Here is a 17,257-nt window from a genome sequence, read left to right as displayed (position 1 = left end):
GCGGTGAGAGACCAAAGATCGTTACCAGCCGCCACCTCCGCCACCGCCACCGCCACCCCCCGATGATCCGCCACCGGAAGAACCACTTGAACTGCCCGGCGCAGTGGCGGCCGAAGAAATGGCGCTCGTAAAACCACGCCCGAGAGAGGTTGAGAATCCAGCCAGATTTGTCGGGTTGAAATGCCTACCGTTATACCAGGCCGGGCGGTAGCCGGTCATCTGAGCTGGAGCTTCATGTGCATTGGCAAAGCTGTTCGAGAATTGCTCAGCCCAAGCATTTTCTACATCCAGCGCCAAAGCAAAGGGGAGAAATTTTTCAAAGAGTTCCGGCGTACGATCCGGCGGATTAAAGAAGTTCATGCGGTCTTTTTCAGTGACACTCAGGAAATCCGCAAAGCCCGCAAACCTGTCCAGCATTTTCCGACCCAGCAATGTCGGAGCCTTCAACCAATGATAAAAAAGCAGGTTCACAAGCTGTATCAGCAGGAAAAGAAACGCGGCGGCCGGTGACGTTGCCTCAACCAGAAACATTAACCCAGCCGCCTCACCGCCGAGAAAGGGAACGACCATGGCAGACAAGACAATTGCGCCAACACCGGAAAAGGGGTTCTTTCCACTTAAAAATTCCAGCCATGCTCGATAACCCTTACGGAGGATGAAATAAACACCTGCGGTCCAACCTGCGAGCCAGAAAGAAATAAAAGCGGCTGTGCCCGGATCCTTCGCCCAGATAATCATTAATATAATGACGAGGAGGGAAAGCCCGGCCCCTGGGAGGAAATACAGGCGGTTGTTCTTGAAATATGTTCTTTCATACTCGGTCCGCAGCCACTCTTTCAGACTGTTACGGGCATTTTGTATAATTGCCCGATTTTTCTGTTTAAGTTCAAGTTCATCATCTTCGAAATTGAAAAAACTGTTTGCGACAGCTCTTTCCCCCATGGAAAGCGGTGCTTTTTTCCCGGTTCTCTTGAGGGTATAAGTTCCAGAACTATCTTCCTCAATCGTCAAATATCCCTTCACCGCCATACTCAATATTGCGGCAGAGAAAACTTTGTTATCGAAACCCATATTCCGAATATACCGCATCGCCGCAGGAGAATAGCCGTCTGGGGGATCGAAAAGCGGAATGATTGTTCCCGCGGCGGGGTCACGGCCCACTCGCCACCAGACAAAAAGATAATAGGCAATGATAATCAGCAGGCCAATGATACCAATAAAGAGGATTTTATTGTCAGACAGCAGATAGCCAAGCTTCTCCGTATCCGTGGGCCGCGTGACAAATCCGCTCGGCCAGGAAACTGCAATGGTCAACCCTTCGCGAGGTTGAAGCGATTTCGTTGTGTAGAATTGCATTCCGTCTGCAAATTCGCGGGCCCCATAGGACTTGCCCCTATCGCCCTGATATCCGGTGTAAGCAATATAATCCTGTATACGGGCGCCATCCGGCAAATGCACTCGAGCGCTCGCCTGTTCGATGATAAAAGCCCAGCCATTTCCGGTCACATTCCAGTACAGCTCATCAATATCGTCAAAATTTCCAATCTGGCGGGTGGTTTTATAGGTGATCGTGTAGCTATGCTTTCCATCAGGGAGAAAAACATTTTTATCCCCGATATAGACGCGCACGCCGTTGGATTGCCGCTCAGTGTGAAAGGGTTCCGCGCGTCCGTCGCGGGTGACTTCCTCGACTTCAAAGCCAACACGATACTCATTGCCTTGGGAGTCCTCATAGTCCGTCGGAAAATCACGATAAATCCCGCGCCGTATTTGCTTCCCCTCGCTTATAACCGTGATCCGCTCTTGCACTGTCAGGCTTGCGTCGCTGTGGACCCAGAGATCACTTTCGAAGTTCTTGATGAGTTCTTCTGCGTGAGGTAACGACGGAAATACCAACCCAATCAGAAAGACTAATCCAATCAGGACAGAACGCAGCAACTCTGGCTTTTGTCTTGAGAATACCATCGGATCAGGAGGGTACCGGTTAGTCGAACTTAACATCGACTGGCTTACGGGCGGCTTCTTCATCTTCGGCCAGTTCGAAGAACTCGGCTTTGAGGAAGTTAAAAGCATTAGCAACAAGATTACTGGGGAATTGGTCAATCTTGATATTATTATCCCGTACCACGCCATTATAGTAACGGCGGGCCGCCTGTATCTTGTCCTCTACTTCCGCCAACTGATCCTGAAGACTCTGGAAACTCTCGTTAGCTTTCAATTCTGGATAATCCTCCGCAAGGGCGAACAGGGATTTTAACACTCCAGACAACATATTTTCCGTTTGGGCCTGCTCGGCCGGGGATCCGTGATTTGACATGGCTTCATTTCTCGCCCGTGTCACGGCCTCAAACGTGCTCGATTCATGCTTGGCATATCCTTTTACCGTCTCAACCAGATTGGGAATAAGATTGTATCGAAGCTTCATCTGAACTTCGATTCCGCTCCAGGCCTCATTGGTTTTCTCACGCAGAGTGACAAATCCATTGTAAGTCACAATGACATACAGAATGATGGCGGCGATCAGGCCGATGATAATCAATAAGGTAATCATGTCGCATTACTCCCTCGGCAGGCGCATTGCATATAAGGATTTGCGCGCTGCCGCAAGTTTACGACCTAATTCATTAACGTCAAATGTAGATATCATTCAGGTTGTAATTTTTAAGAAGTTTCTCGCGGTTCTCCTCGTTCCAGCGATTTTCCTCTATCTCTCCAGCCAACGGCTGATAATTAAATCTTGGTTCACCCGGAAACCGCTGCTGACGCGCATCAATACCGAGCGCAATGATCCGACTGCGGGCGTGAATACGTTCCGCATTATATGTTTCCATGCGATCATCAAGCTGACTTGTCGAAACGTCGAGAACACGCGCACGCGGGAAAAACCCAGCGTTTATCGTTACTCTTCTATCCGGAGATGAATTAGCAAAAGACCCATGCACCAGTTGCCGATTAACGACAAAAACTTCCCCCGCCTCACAGACTAGCGGCACCGCTTCAGCTAGCCGTTCCGACCCGCTTTCATTCACCAGGGCGGGGATGTTCGCTTTTCCGCTTTTATGGCTGCCTGGCAGAACCCAGACACAGTTGGCCGGCGTGCTTGGGTAGAGCTGTGTCATGAAGTTAAAACCATGCGCATCTTCGTTCCAGTCAGGCGCATCCCAATGGGTTGTTCCATCCTGATGCCAAGCGACAGAGGGCCCAAGGCCCGGTTCCTTGATGAAAGCCACTTCGTTATAGGGAACAAAATCAGGGCCGTTAATAGCCTCCGCGACGGCAAGCAACCCCGGGTGACCGTAGAGGCGAAGGCAGGAATCCATCAGGTGTAAATTGCCCGTCAAAAGTTCGATGGTCCAACTCGGCGCATCTTCGCCCGGTGTCGGATTGAGCATCTTGACCGGATGACGCCCTTTGTTCTTTGCGGTGCCGCCAAGCGGATCGCTAAGTGGTTTTGCAAACCGATAGGGGTAGCGTGTGAATTCAGGCCCCATTGCTGGCCGACCAGACGCATCCAGAGCCGCCTCCGGCTCAACCGGTGCCCGTGAAAGGACACGCTCGACATCCTCCCGAAGCTCACGCAATTCAGTGTCATCCACGACATTCTCAAAAACGTAAAATCCATGCTCCCGATAGGCATTCAGGATTTCTTTATCAAGTTTGCCATCCGGTCCCAACTTGATTGGCCCCCGGTTTTCAAGAGCATAGGCACGCACCTCTCCTTCCCGGATATATTTTTCCATCAAAAGCGCATGATCGGCGGCAGAGATATGGGTTACGGATTGCGTATTATTCATTTTTTTGCCCTCCTTGATTTATATCGGGTTAGCGTAGCTGATCCACTAGCGCGATCACATTCTTTGCCTGCTTCAAATGCGGCATATCGAGCATTTTCCCGTCTAAACCGATTGTCCCCATGCCGGGATTTTGCTCAAAAATATCAATCACCCTTCGAGCAAAGTCAATTTCCTCGTCCGTCGGCGTAAATGCGCGGTTGATCACTTCAACTTGCGCTGGATGGATGGCAACCTTGCCAATGAATCCGGACCGACGATCCCGCAGGCATTCCTGCTCCAGCCCTGCGCTATCCCGAAAATCGACATAGACGACGCCGACTGCCTGTACATCAATGGCGCGCGCCGTCGCAAGACAGAGAGAGCGGGCCAGCAAAAACGGATCGTCATATTCTCCGGTTGTCGGATGCCTATTCGTTGACGCACCGAGTGCCGCCGCCAGATCCTCTCCTCCCCAGGTCATCGCGACCAGTCTGGGAGAAATGTCCTTCAGATAGCTATCAAACGTCAGTAGTGAAGCCGCCGTTTCTGTCGCAACGCTGCAAATTTTTGTCGAGCCGAGCTCAAGCCCTTCACGCGCCTCAAGCGCCAAAAGAAAATCCGCAAGCCGGTTTACTTCAGCTGCCGAATATACTTTTGGCAAAATGATGCCATCGGGCGCCCCAGACATGACAGCCGCCAAATCCGGCAGGGCCATATCCGTATCAAGCGGATTAATCCTCACCCAAAGCTGTTGCTGCGACCGATCCTGGTTCGCGGCCAGAAAGTCCGCGACCATTTCCCGTGCCACATCCTGACGGTCATCCGCGACAGAATCTTCCAGATCCAGCAATAGAGCATCCGCGTCGTTGCCAAGCGCCTTCTCCATTTTGCGTTCGCTATCACCGGGCACAAACAACCATGATCGCAAAAGCCTCATGGCCGCTTCCTCATCAGACCTGTACGAACACAATAAGCAACTTCCTGATCCCGTTGGTTATAGCCGATATGTTCAAATACAACCAAACCTGCGGTGGGGCGTGATTTACTCTCGCGCATTTCCTTGATCCGGGTGACCACGCGAATTGTATCTCCATGGAAAACCGGATTAACGAAGCGGATATCTGTCATTCCGAGGTTTCCAAGCGTGGTGCCCAACGTTGTTTCCGCCACCGTCACACCGATTACGAGACCGAGGGTAAACAGGCTATTTACAATGCGCTGACCATACTCAGTTTGCTTCGAAAATTCCTCGTCCAAATGCAACGGCTGAGGATTATGAGTCATGGCACAAAACATGACATTATCCATCTCCGTCACCGTGCGGGTAAGGGAATGATTAAATTCCATCCCCACTTCGAATTCCTCGTAATACAAACCTGACATCAGAAACTAACCTTTCTTTATTATTGTTTTTTGCCTTTTGAGTTGCGCCTTACCAAGAAAGCTCTCGCCACTCATCATCCGTGCCCATTACCGCCTTTTCCGCATCATAGGAATAGAGCCAGCGTTGGCCGACCGGAAAGCCATCCTGGTCTTCTTGCTGATGACGTGCGAAACGGGCATTCCTGCGCGAAACTTCTTCCGGATCGCTCATATGAAAGAGATTCTCTGCCGCGCGGGATTGCAACAGCACTCGGTTTGCACGGTCGAGACGAAGCCCCTCATATTTTTTAAGGGCCGCAGGAATATTACCTTCCGCCATCTCAAGGGATCGGCCCAGCACCCAAGCATCCTCAATACTCTGCCCTGCGCCTTGCGCGTGATACGGCATCATCGCGTGCGCGGCATCCCCCATCAGAGCAACCCGGTCCGTGACCCAGCGGTCAAGCGGCTCACGATCTATCATATTGGTCATAAACAGACTTTCCGTGCCCGCAATTAACTCGCGTATCTGCTCATTCCAACCATCATACTCATTAAGAGCGGCATCGCGAGAGCCTGTCTGCGACCAGGATTCCTTCGCATTGTCATTGTAAGGGCCAATCCCGACCCAGTTAAAAAGATCGCCACCACAGACATAGTAGAGAACTGCCGAACGATGTGGCCCCATCCAGACATAGGAGTTCTGCTCAAAGCCAAGTTTCCGGGCGACGTCAACCGGGACCAGCCCCCGCCAGGCAACACAGCCCGAGGGGCGCGGCTTTTCGGGCGCAAAGAACTTTTCGCGAACCATGGAATGAAGTCCGTCCGACCCGATCAGAACATCGCCCTTTTCGACTGTGCCATCACTTAAATGGACTTCGACCCCGTCATTATTTTCCTTAACATCGACAACCTTGCAGTTCAGCCGGACGTTACTCGGATCCATCGCGCGAACCATAATGTCGAGTAAATCCGCCCGATGGACATGGTAATAGGGGGCGCCGAAGTATTCTTCCACCTTCGGCATTAACGGTGTTTTGAGATAAACTTCCCCGGTTTTATAATCCTTGAACAGATGCGCTGCCGGCGGCACCCCGATGCGCGCCAACTCATCCTTTAGACCCAGATATTCAAGAACCCGAATGCTGTTCGGGCTTTGTTGAAGGCCCGCGCCCACTTCGGAAAGTTTAGAGGCTTGTTCCAGCACTAGATGGGAAATCCCCGCCCTTTTGAGGGTCAGTGACAGTGCGGCTCCCGCTATTCCGCAGCCTATTAATATAACATGCATGTTTTCCTCCTTCCGGATTCTCTCCGTGTTATTCTTGAAAACGCATGGTCTTAAGGGTTGCAGACTTAAGGTCAAACGACAAGAAAAAAGCCATCATCGGCCACTAAATTTTCTTTAGTAAGATTTCGGCAAATCAAGTGCCCGCTCCGCAAGGTAGCTTAAAATTAGCTGTGGGCTTATCGGCGCCAGCCGATGGATCAGGCATTCACGCAGGTATCTTTCCACGTGGAATTCCTTCGCATATCCCATGCCGCCATGCGTCATAACTGCATTGGTACAGGACTTGAACGCCGCCTCCGCCGCGAGATACTTCGCGCCGTTTGCTTCCAGTCCACATTCCTGTCCTGAATCGTATAAATGAGCTGCACGAAATGCCATAAGGTTGGCCGCCTCAAGCTCCGCCCAGGATTGCGCCAAAGGATGCTGGATAGACTGATTCATACCGATCGGTCGATCAAAAACGACACGATCCCGGGCATAATCTGAAGCGCGCTTGAGAGCACAGCGGCCAAGCCCGACCATCGAAGCAGAAATCAGTATCCTTTCGGCGTTCAGACCATGAAGCAGATATCGGAACCCCTTACCTTCCTCACCGATCAGGTCTTCTTTCGGAACAGGCAGATCATCAATAAAGAGCTGATTGGAATCAACACATTTACGGCCCATTTTATCGATTGGCCTGATTTCGACATGATCCCGGTTCAGGTCCGTATAAAACAAAGAAAGCCCATCGATTGGTCGTGCTGTCTCGTCCTCTCTTTTTGTCCTGGCAATCAGAAGCATCTTATTCGATTGCAAGGCTGTGGAAGTCCAGATTTTCTCACCCTTGATAATATAACGATCTCCGTCGCGGATGGCCCGGGTCTTCAAACGGGTTGTATCCAGCCCCGTGTTCGGTTCTGTTACAGCAAAACAGGCAACATCCTCGCGCTTTATAATCGGAGGCAACCATCGTTGCTTCTGTTCTTCTGTACCGAAAACAACGACCGGGTTCAGGCCGAATATCCCAATGGCAATAGCCGCGAAACCAGCATTGGCGGCCCCAGATTCCGTAATGGCTTGCACCATGACGGCAGCGTCAGATATGCCGAGACCACTCCCGCCATATTTTTCGGGCATGGCAATCCCCATCCATCCTTCATCCGCAATGGCGCGGCAAAATTCTTCCGGAAACTCACCGTCGTTATCTCGCGCAAGCCAATAGTTATCATCAAATTTTTGACATAGACGGGTAATGCTATCCTTGATCTGAAGCTGCTCGGGCGTAAGATCGACACTCATTTTTTCCTCCCAGCGGTTACCCGCCTTGTTTTATAGGGCTTCTTCTTCGCCGAAATTTCGACAGAATAGTCGCATCTGTTTTTTAGTGGAGATCAATCTGTTGCTGACGGGAAATCCGCAAGAGGATTTGTTCTCACTAATTATGTTATTTTTACATGGAGTAAGATGAAAGAACAGAGACAAAATGGAATGCCCCTACCTTTACTTTTTGATAGAAAACGCAAAGGATATAGCCGAAAGTTCCGCACAATCTCAGGATACGAACAGGTAATGAATTATGAATGAAAACAACCTAACCACACATGATGCGGAGGAGGATGCTCGAAACCAGGATATCAAGATTTATGTGAACGGCGAAATTGTTCACCGGTCAGACGCCAAAGTGTCCGTCTATGATTCCGGGTTCATGCTGGGAGACGGAATGTGGGAAGGAATGCGCCTTTACCGTGGCAAATGGGCGTTCTTTGATGAGCATATGGACAGGCTTTTCGACAGTTGCAAAGCGATTTCATTAGATATTGGGATGGATCGAGATGGTATTCTGGACGCCCTTACCCGGACCGCCGCCGCCAACGGAATGACCCATGATGTTCATTGCCGCCTGATGATTACGCGCGGTGTCAAATCTAAGCCGTTTCAGCATCCAAATCTTTCGAAAACGGGACCGACAATTGTCATTATTATGGAGCATTCTAAACCTTCAGAGCATCTGCAAAACAGAGGTATTTCTCTCGCAACCGTTCCTCAAGTCCGCGGACTTCCTATGTCGCAGGATGCAAAATATAACTCGCATTCCAAACTGAACTGTGTGATCGCCTGCTTGCAGGCGGAGCAAGCCGGGGCGGATGAAGGGTTGATGCTGGACCCGCATGGCTTCGTTAATACGACAAACGCCTGCAACTTCTTCATCGTCCGAAAAAGTGAGGTTTGGACCTCCACTGGCGACTACTGCATGAATGGTGTGACCCGGCAGAAAGTGATCGACCTGTGCCGGGCGAACAATATACCGGTATTTGAGAAGAACTATTCTCTTGTGGAGGCTTATGGCGCAGATGAAGCCTTTCTAACAGGTACTTTTGGCGCCCAAACTCCTGTCGCGCAGATTGATGGAAAAAAGATCGGGTTGCATGAGGGCATCGGCCCCATGACGGCCAGACTTCAAGGCCTTTACCGGGAACTCGTCGCTCAAAATACGCAGTCATAATTTTGCCAATAAAAAAACCCGGCTGGAAAACCGGGTTTTTCGCCTCCCTCTACGCAGAATTAATAGCTAATCGCGCTGACTTTTTGCCACTTGTCTCCAACAACCTGGTAAAGGCCTGCACTATTACGTGCATCTGGACCCAGATGATCTTCAGCAGAGAAGCTATATGGAGCGCCCCCGAATATATTCTGATAGTCTTTAATGCTTTCAATGGCTTCCGCGACTTTTTCAGCAGTCAGATCTGGTCCTGCTTTTTCAAGCGCCATGACGAAAACATGCATTGCGTCATAACCGGCAATTGACTGTAACACCGCGTCATCACCAAAGCGCTTCTTGTAGTCGTCCATCCACGCTTTCACTTCTGGCGTGGCATCTTCATAATAAGGGATTGGGGATTGTCCTGTTCCATATAAACCTTCTGTCAGGCCTTTCGCCAGAGTTACATTCTCAGGAACATAACCAGCAGAACTCACAACAAAGATCGGATCGTAACCAATCTTCTTAGCCGTTGCCATGCTGCCGATCGTCTCACCGATAATGGTACCAAGGCAGACTAGTTCAACACCCTCAGACTTGAGCTGGGCAATCTGAGAGGAAAAGTCCTTTGATCCCCGTTTAAAGTTTGTTTTAACAACCTCAGCAAGCCCCATATCCTTGGCCTGATCTTCGCACCCATGAAGTACATTTTTACCAAAGTCGTCATCCTGATAGAGAACACCGATTTTCTTGATGCCCTTGTTATCGACAAAGTATTTCACAGCGGCCTGCATTTGATCACTGTAAGGCGTGAAACCACCGAACTTAAGCTTATGGTAGGGCTCGAACATCTCATTCGCGGCTGTAACCGGAAAAATATTCATGACGCCCATTTTAAGAGCCCGCGGCATCGTCACCATGTTCGTTGGTGTCCCTAGCGCGCCGACGATGGCGAAAACCTTGTCCTTCTTGAGAAGTTTATCTCCGGCCTGAGCTGCTTTGTTCTGCTGATAAGCTGAATCTTCGACGATCAGTTCAATCATACGGCCGTTAACGCCCCCTTTTGCATTGGCATCCTCAACCGCCATCCGCATACCGTTCGTGACCGGAACGCCCCAAAGAGCGACAGGTCCGGAAAGCGGTTGATGCGATCCAAGAACTATTTTATCGTCATATATCCCCTGATCAGCCGAGGCTATTCCAGCCGATCCAATGAACGCCGCGGCAATAGTCGCAACGGCCCCCAACGAGATATTTAAAAAGCTTCTACGTTTCATGGTTATTCTCCCAAATTATTCCCTGATAACGACATAATACCCTATTTTTCTAATTTACCGAAATTACTGCTCACGCATACATTGTATCGATCAGCCCTTTGTATTTCTGATTTACGAATGAACGCTTCAATTTCATGGTCGGTGTCAACTCATCATCCTCCGCAGTGAGAACTTCCTCAATCAACCGGAAATCCTTTATCGTCTCGACCTGCGCAAAATTCTTGTTCACCTTTTCTACTTCTTCGCGGATCAGGCCCAACACCTCGCTAGTTTTGCAAAGGCTCTGAAAATTCGTGAAAGGAACGTCACGATCTTGCGCGTATTTCTCCACGTTCTCATGATCAATCATGATCAGACAGCTGAGGTATTTACGCTTGTCGCCAATCACGACGGCATCCGAAATATAGGGACTAAATTTCAATTGATTCTCTATTTCCGAGGGCGTGATGTTCTTACCCCCGGCCGTGATTATGATATCTTTCATCCGGTCGGTAATTTTCACAAACCCGTTGTTATCGACATACCCAACGTCCCCGGTGTGCAGCCATCCATCCGTCACAGTTTCTGCGGTCTTCTCCGGCTGATTAAGGTAGCCAAGAAATACATGAGGTCCCTTAAGAAGTATTTCTCCCTCATCGGAAATACGCACCTCAGTTTCCGGTGCGGCGACCCCAACTGTGCCGAGCTTGTATCGATCCGGCAGGTTAGTCGTCGCGACACCAGTATTTTCCGTCTGCCCATACACTTCATACATGCTAAGGCCGAGTGCCCAATACCATTTGATCAGGTCCGGTGATATTGGTGCGGCGCCAGAGCCGAGATAATGTGCGCGGTCCAACCCAAGAAGACGCTTCACATTTTTGAGTACCAGTTGGTCTGCCAGCCAGAATTTAAATTCTTCCAGTTTATTCGGCGTTTCACCGTTCAGCTTTTTGTCCGCAATCTTATAGCCCGCACCAATTGCCAATTTATAGGCAAGCTGCTGTAATCCCGTCGCTTCTTTCAACTGCAATGTTATCGCCGAGTAGAATTTCTCCCAGATACGAGGGACGGCGAAGAAAACAGTTGGCGAGACTTCCCGGATATTTTCCGGCACTGTGTCTGCGCCTTCGACAAAATTGACAACAGAACCGGCAAATAATGGTAAAAAAACGCTAAAAGAACGTTCTGCTACATGGCACAATGGCAGGAATGAAAGCTGCTCATCCTCAGGTCCGAAATCAATGATAGGTGTCAAATTTGAAATCTGAAACATCAGGTTCCGGTGCGAGATCATCGCCCCCTTTGGCGGCCCTGTTGTACCGGAAGTGTATATCAGGATTGCCAAGTCTTCGGGTTTGGAAAGCGCAATCTGTTCTTCCCAGAAATCCGGATGCTCCTTTTGGTATGTTTCACCAAGTTGATAGAGTTCCTCGATACTAATGACCATATCGTCCTGAAAGTCACGCAGCCCTTCCATATCAAGAACAACAATTTTCACAAGATCTGGCAGGCGCTCCCGCACTTCCAGGATTTTGTCGAGTTGCTCTTCATTTTCTGCAACGAAAACTCGCGTCCGTGAATCCCGACACAAATATTCCACCTGCTTCGCACTATCCGTCGTATAGACACCATTACTGACCCCTCCGACACAGAGTATGCCCATATCAAGATAGAGCCATTCGGGCTTATTTTCACTTAGGATCGAAACAGTTTCACCGCGTTTCAGGCCAAGCGCAACCAAGCCCAGTCCGCAGGCGCGCGCTTTTTCCCCATACTCCGACCATGTGACCGTTTGCCAGATGCCGAAATCCTTTTCACGCATCGCAATCTTCTTGTCATGCTCTTTGACACGCCTCCAGAAGAGCTGACAAGTCGTTGTCGCGCCATCAATGACCGTTGGCGGGTAATTCATTGCGTTCATATTTCCCTCCAGCCTCAGCCTATCCTATCGCCAGGTCTTACGTTTTTTCCAACGGCGTTTACCACGAACGCCTTGGTCCTGAATGCCGAGATAAAATTCCCGGATATCCTGCTTTTGCAGAAGGTTTTCAGTTGTATCTTCCATAACGATGCGTCCCACTTCGAGGACATAGCCGAAATCCGCCGTATGCAGCGCAATGTTCGCGTTCTGCTCAACCAACAGCATCGTCATGCCCTGCTCCACATTCAATCGCTTGATGATCGTGAAAATTTCCTTTACCAATCTTGGACTTAGACCAAGGCTGGGCTCATCAAGCAGCATCAACTTGGGCCGCGCCATAAGCGCTCGGCTGATTGAGAGCATTTGCTGTTCCCCGCCTGAGAGCTGTCCCGCAGGCTGATCCCCCCGTTCTTTCAGGATCGGAAAATAGCTGTGCACAAGTTCTACATCCTGAGCAATTGCATCCCGATCTTTTCGGGTGTAGGCACCCATCATCAGGTTGTCATATACTGATAGAAACGGAAAAACTTCCCGCCCTTCCGGGACATGGCTGATCCCTTGGCGCATCACCCAGTCGGGGTCGTGTTTCTGGATTTCTTGCCCATTAAATTCCACAACACCCTTTTGCGGATCCATGATACCGCTGATCGTTTTCAGGATCGTCGTTTTACCTGCACCGTTCGCGCCCAGAACCGTTGCAATCTGTCCTTCGCGCACATCAATAGATATGCCGCGAATTGCCATAATCGGGCCGTAGTATGTTTCAATATTTCGGACTTTCAGGATCGCATCACTCATTATCTACTCTCCCAGATAGGCCTTGATAACTTCCGGATCGTTCTGCACATCCTGGGGAGAACCGAATGCCAGCATCCTGCCGTAGTTCAGCACCAGTACCTGATCGGACACTTCCGATACCAATCCCATGTCATGCTCAACCATCAGCACAGTGATACCCAGATCCTTTTTGATATCATCGATCCAGAAAGACATGTCCTGGGTTTCTTCTACATTGAGTCCCGATGACGGCTCATCGAGCAATATCAGTTTGGGCTCTGTGCATAATGCCCGGCCCAACTCAACCACTTTACGAACCCCATATGGCAAGTTCGTAATCAGGCTTTCCCGGTAATGTTGAAGATCAAGGAAGTCGATGACCTCTTCCACCTTTTCGCGATGCGCTATTTCAGCTTTTCGCATTGATGGCGTGAATGCCAATTCAGAAAATAAATTCGTTCTCGAATGACAATGACGCCCGACCAGCAAATTCTGCAATACGGACGCATGCTCAAACAGCTCGATATTCTGGAATGTCCGGGCGATACCAAGGCTGGCAATGGCATGCGGCGGTACTTTTGTAATATCCTGACCGTCGAACGTCATCGTACCTTCGGTCGAATCATAAATCCGACTAATCAGGTTAAAAATCGTCGTCTTACCCGCACCGTTCGGGCCGATAATGGTAAAACACTCGCCCTTTTTGATCTCAAAATTAACTCCATCGACCGCCTTAACGCCGCCGAAGTTAATCGCCAGATTTTCCGCTTTGAAAAAACTCATTTCAATCGTTCCGACTTCATATAGGCTTTTTGGCGTTTGAAGGTGGCCTTCTTGTAGACAGGGAACATCTGGAAATAATGCTTTATCTTCAACCAGCGGCCGTAAATACCATAGGGTTCAAAAATAATGACCAGCACCAGGATAAAGCCGAAAATAAAAGGCTCCATCCCCGGTGTCTCCGCAATAGCCGTCGGCAGATAATCCTTCAGAATGGCCAGCCCTTGCGGCAGCGCTAGCACGAACATTGCGCCGAAAATCGCGCCATGAAGTGATCCAATGCCGCCAACCACAACGAGCACCAGCAGTTCCAGAGACTGGAACACCGTAAAACTTTCCGGCGAGAGGAAGCCCAGCTTGTGTGCGAACAAGGCCCCAGCTAGCCCCGTGATGCCGGCACTAAGGGCAAAGGCTGTGGTTTTCACACGTGCCAGATTAACACCCATGCTTTGGGCGGATACCTCTGAATCACGGATAGCCATCATTGCGCGTCCCGTCGGCGACCGCAGAAGATTGATCGACATTAAAATAACGAGGACCAGCAAGCCGAGGCACAGAAAGTAAAACGGCGCACCGTCCGTAAGTTCCGTATCCCCGATATAGAGAGATTCCACCAAAAGCCCCGTATAGCCATTTGTCACACTCTCCCAACGAGAGAGGATCTCTTCAATTATCAAGGCAAAGGCAAATGTTGCGATGGCCAGATAAATTCCAGTCAAGCGCAGAACCGGGATACCAATTACCACCCCTGCCAGCGCCGCAAAAATTGCAGCAAGCGGCATGGAAATGACGAAGGGGAAGATTACCGGTTCTTCCATAAACGGCAGTGGCACCCCATTGCTTGTGAGCACAGCCTCGGTATAGGCACCTATGCCGAAAAACGCCGCATGCCCAAGACTGACCAGCCCCGTATATCCCGCAAGGAGCATCAAACCGACACCCGCCATAGCGATGATGAAAAGCTGCGTCATCTGTCCTATATAGTAGCCTTCCAGGAAGTAAGGCGCCGCTACGACAATCAGCAATAATAGTCCGTAGGACCAATAGTAACCTGAGTGTTTCGCAATCCGGATATCCTGATTATAGTCTGTTTTAAAAAGAAACCGCATGACTACACTCTCTTTCCGGTCTTCTGACCGAACAGCCCCTGCGGCCGAACAACCAGAACAACGAGTAGCACCACATATGCGGCCACGTTCTTAAAGCCGGGCGGCAGATAGAACCCCGCGAGCGTCTCAATAATTCCGATGATAACGCCTCCGACGACTGCGCCTGGAATAGAACCGAATCCGCCCAGCACAGCGGCCGGAAAAGCCTTTAACCCGATAAAGCCCATACTGGTATCAATCAGGGTGGTCGGCGCAAGAAGTATACCCGCCGCCGCCGCAACCGCCGCACTTATACCCCAGATCATGGAGAAAACGGCCTTAACCGGAATACCCATATAATAGGCGGCCAGCTGGTTCTGCGAGGATGCCTGCATCGCAATACCAAGCCGCGTGTGGGTGAAAAAGGCGTACAAGACGGCACAGAGGATAATAGTCGCAATAATCACAGATAGATCCGTTTGAGATATGACGAGAGAACCAACAGATTCCGGCACCAGACTCATCCCCTCGCTCGAAAAGGGTGTGGAAATCGCGTAGGTTTCTGTTCCCCAGCCGGGAATCATACCCGCCCCGCTCCGCGCCATATACCCAAATCCAATGGTTACCATGACAATGGAAAATTGCGGCTGACCCAGCACCGGACGAAGAAATATCCGGTCTACAAAGTTTCCAACGAAGAACATGCAGAAAATAGCCGCAGCAGCACCGGCCCAATAGTTCCACCCAAGAATGGATATAAAGGTGTATGCAAGAAAGGCACCTAGCATCATCAACTCGCCTTGCGCGAAGTTGACGACTTCCGTCGCCTTATAGATCAATACGAAACCGAGGGCGACAAGGGCATAGATACACCCGATGGACACGCCCCCGATAACTAACTGAAAAAATTCAAACAGGATAGCCTCCCACTATTGTCCGATTTTTTTAGTTTTTTCACGCCGTATTACTTAAGCGGACGAATACGGTGATTTGAAAAGTATAAGCAAGCGTTTCGTTCAGCGTCAATAAAACTTTTCAACGAGCTTAGTATTTTTTTTGTTCGCATTTGCAGTATAATTATTTTTATAAACAATAAGTACATTAATGAAAACAATTTCCCATTTTTACTACAAATTACTTGTTTAAATTCTATATATTTACTTAATTTATGACAATATGTTGCATCTACAATCGTCAATTCTCACCCTTACGATACATCCCTCAAAGGTACATTAGAAAACACACATGTTGCGCCGCGTGCAACCTGAGATGAAATTACCATACCACTGTAACCAAGAAATGAGTTGGATTTGTTCCACCAACATGGTTATCGTCAAATCACCTTTTAGACATTTTAATTTTTCTAACCGCTGGGCAATCAAAGCCGGGCACCAATAGATCGGGAGTGAAAAATGAACCAGAACACAAAAGGAGGCACGCGCACAACAGAAGGGTTGGGGCAATTATATTCCTCTATCGTAGACACTATTGGCAATACACCTTGCATCCGCGTCAATCGCCTTGCACCTGAAGGTGTCGAGCTATATGTGAAGGCGGAATTTTTTAATCCGGCCGCTTCCGTTAAGGATCGACTCGCTATTTCGATTATTGAGCAGGCGGAGAAGCGCGGAGATTTAAGACCTGGCCAAACCGTTGTCGAGGCGACCAGCGGCAATACGGGAATTGGCCTTGCCATGGTCTGCGCGGCTAAGGGATACCCCCTCGTCGTCACTATGGCCGACAGCTTTTCTATCGAGCGACGGAAACTTATGCGCTTTCTTGGTGCAAAGGTAGTCCTCACGCCCCGGGCGGCGAAGGGCTTTGGCATGTATCAAAAGGCGAAAGAACTGGCGGAGGCGAACGGCTGGTTCCTTGCACGCCAGTTTGAAACCGCCGATAACGCGCTGATCCATGAAAATACAACGGCGCGGGAAATCCTCGCTGATTTCGATGGGCATCGGCTTGATTACTGGGTAAGCGGATATGGAACAGGCGGCACAATGACCGGTGTATCCCGTGTCCTGAAGAAGGAGCGTCCGGAAACCAAGATAGTTCTGACCGAACCCGCCAATGCTCAGCTTGTCGGTAGCGGCGTTGCCCAAGAACGCGATTCAAGCGGCTCCCCGAGTGAGGGTCATAAATCCTTCGAACCCCACCCGATCCAGGGTTGGACGCCGGACTTTATCCCGCTCGTTCTTCAGGAGTCTCTTGATCAGGGATACTACGACGAACTTATTCCGATCGCAGGACCAGAAGGAATTGAATGGTCGCAGAAACTTGCACAGAATGAAGGGATTTTCACCGGCATATCTGGCGGGTCAACTTTTGCAGTCGCCATGAAGGTTGCAGAGAAAGCGGCGCCAGGATCTGTTATCCTCTGCATGCTGCCTGATACTGGGGAACGCTACCTTTCTTCACCGCTGTTTGAAAATATCGTGGAAGACATGGCGGACGACGAAATCGCCCTTTCCCTCTCAACGCCCGGCTTTCACATGCCGACGGAGTGACCCGCGCGTTAAAACACTGCAAATACTCATTTCGTTGTCCT

At 49.9% G+C, this 17,257-nt stretch carries 15 protein-coding genes; 2 read left to right on the top strand and 13 right to left on the bottom strand.

Annotated elements, in window-relative coordinates; translation table 11 throughout:
- Positions 1–21: 21 nt before the first annotated feature.
- The 7 genes from LKE13_RS05430 to LKE13_RS05400 form a co-directional block, all read right to left on the bottom strand.
- Positions 22–1,938 (bottom strand): DUF2207 domain-containing protein, encoded by a 1,917-nt coding sequence (locus tag LKE13_RS05430; RefSeq protein ID WP_227948963.1) that lies wholly within the window; start codon positions 1,936–1,938, stop codon positions 22–24.
- Positions 1,939–1,984: 46 nt separating this feature from the next.
- Complete coding sequence (locus LKE13_RS05425; RefSeq protein ID WP_227948962.1) at positions 1,985–2,551, bottom strand: LemA family protein; 567 nt, start codon at positions 2,549–2,551, stop codon at positions 1,985–1,987.
- A gap of 79 nt (positions 2,552–2,630) precedes the next feature.
- Complete coding sequence (locus LKE13_RS05420; protein WP_227948961.1) at positions 2,631–3,794, bottom strand: phytanoyl-CoA dioxygenase family protein; 1,164 nt, start codon at positions 3,792–3,794, stop codon at positions 2,631–2,633.
- Between the two features lie 28 nt (positions 3,795–3,822).
- Positions 3,823–4,710, bottom strand: coding sequence for an HpcH/HpaI aldolase/citrate lyase family protein (locus LKE13_RS05415; RefSeq protein WP_227948960.1), 888 nt, complete (start codon positions 4,708–4,710; stop codon positions 3,823–3,825).
- Positions 4,707–5,156, bottom strand: coding sequence for a MaoC family dehydratase (locus LKE13_RS05410; protein WP_227948959.1), 450 nt, complete (start codon positions 5,154–5,156; stop codon positions 4,707–4,709). The genes LKE13_RS05415 and LKE13_RS05410 overlap by 4 nt, the downstream gene beginning before the upstream one ends.
- Before the next feature lie 49 nt (positions 5,157–5,205).
- Positions 5,206–6,423, bottom strand: a complete 1,218-nt coding sequence (locus LKE13_RS05405; protein WP_227948958.1) for an FAD-dependent monooxygenase — start codon at positions 6,421–6,423, stop codon at positions 5,206–5,208.
- Between the two features lie 114 nt (positions 6,424–6,537).
- Complete coding sequence (locus LKE13_RS05400; RefSeq protein WP_227948956.1) at positions 6,538–7,704, bottom strand: acyl-CoA dehydrogenase family protein; 1,167 nt, start codon at positions 7,702–7,704, stop codon at positions 6,538–6,540.
- A gap of 277 nt (positions 7,705–7,981) precedes the next feature.
- On the opposite strand from LKE13_RS05400, the gene LKE13_RS05395 reads away from it, so the two are divergent.
- A complete protein-coding gene (locus tag LKE13_RS05395) occupies positions 7,982–8,908 on the top strand; it encodes an aminotransferase class IV (RefSeq protein WP_227948954.1) in 927 nt (308 codons plus the stop codon).
- A gap of 59 nt (positions 8,909–8,967) precedes the next feature.
- Here LKE13_RS05395 and LKE13_RS05390 read toward each other — a convergent pair whose 3' ends face one another.
- The 6 genes from LKE13_RS05390 to LKE13_RS05365 all read right to left on the bottom strand — a co-directional run bounded on the left by LKE13_RS05390 (position 8,968) and on the right by LKE13_RS05365 (position 15,626).
- Complete coding sequence (locus LKE13_RS05390) at positions 8,968–10,161, bottom strand: ABC transporter substrate-binding protein (RefSeq protein WP_227948952.1); 1,194 nt, start codon at positions 10,159–10,161, stop codon at positions 8,968–8,970.
- Positions 10,162–10,231: 70 nt separating this feature from the next.
- Complete coding sequence (locus tag LKE13_RS05385) at positions 10,232–12,064, bottom strand: AMP-dependent synthetase/ligase (RefSeq protein WP_227948950.1); 1,833 nt, start codon at positions 12,062–12,064, stop codon at positions 10,232–10,234.
- Positions 12,065–12,088: 24 nt separating this feature from the next.
- Positions 12,089–12,862 (bottom strand): ABC transporter ATP-binding protein, encoded by a 774-nt coding sequence (locus LKE13_RS05380; protein WP_227948947.1) that lies wholly within the window; start codon positions 12,860–12,862, stop codon positions 12,089–12,091.
- A 3-nt stretch (positions 12,863–12,865) separates the two neighbouring features.
- On the bottom strand, positions 12,866–13,624 hold the full coding sequence (locus tag LKE13_RS05375) for an ABC transporter ATP-binding protein (protein ID WP_227948945.1): 759 nt from the start codon (positions 13,622–13,624) through the stop codon (positions 12,866–12,868).
- Positions 13,621–14,730 (bottom strand): branched-chain amino acid ABC transporter permease, encoded by a 1,110-nt coding sequence (locus LKE13_RS05370; protein ID WP_227948943.1) that lies wholly within the window; start codon positions 14,728–14,730, stop codon positions 13,621–13,623. The genes LKE13_RS05375 and LKE13_RS05370 overlap by 4 nt, the downstream gene beginning before the upstream one ends.
- 2 nt (positions 14,731–14,732) lie before the next feature.
- Positions 14,733–15,626, bottom strand: coding sequence for a branched-chain amino acid ABC transporter permease (locus tag LKE13_RS05365; protein WP_265334826.1), 894 nt, complete (start codon positions 15,624–15,626; stop codon positions 14,733–14,735).
- Between the two features lie 495 nt (positions 15,627–16,121).
- Here LKE13_RS05365 and LKE13_RS05360 point away from each other — a divergent pair, with 495 nt between their 5' ends.
- Positions 16,122–17,216 (top strand): PLP-dependent cysteine synthase family protein, encoded by a 1,095-nt coding sequence (locus LKE13_RS05360; protein ID WP_227948939.1) that lies wholly within the window; start codon positions 16,122–16,124, stop codon positions 17,214–17,216.
- The last annotated feature ends 41 nt before the right edge of the window (positions 17,217–17,257 follow it).

The sequence above is a fragment of the Sneathiella sp. HT1-7 genome, from assembly GCF_020731145.1.
In the GTDB taxonomy this organism is placed as follows: domain Bacteria; phylum Pseudomonadota; class Alphaproteobacteria; order Sneathiellales; family Sneathiellaceae; genus Sneathiella.
The sequence above is the reverse complement of the archived record's forward strand: the minus strand, read 5'-3'. Positions and strand labels throughout refer to the sequence as shown.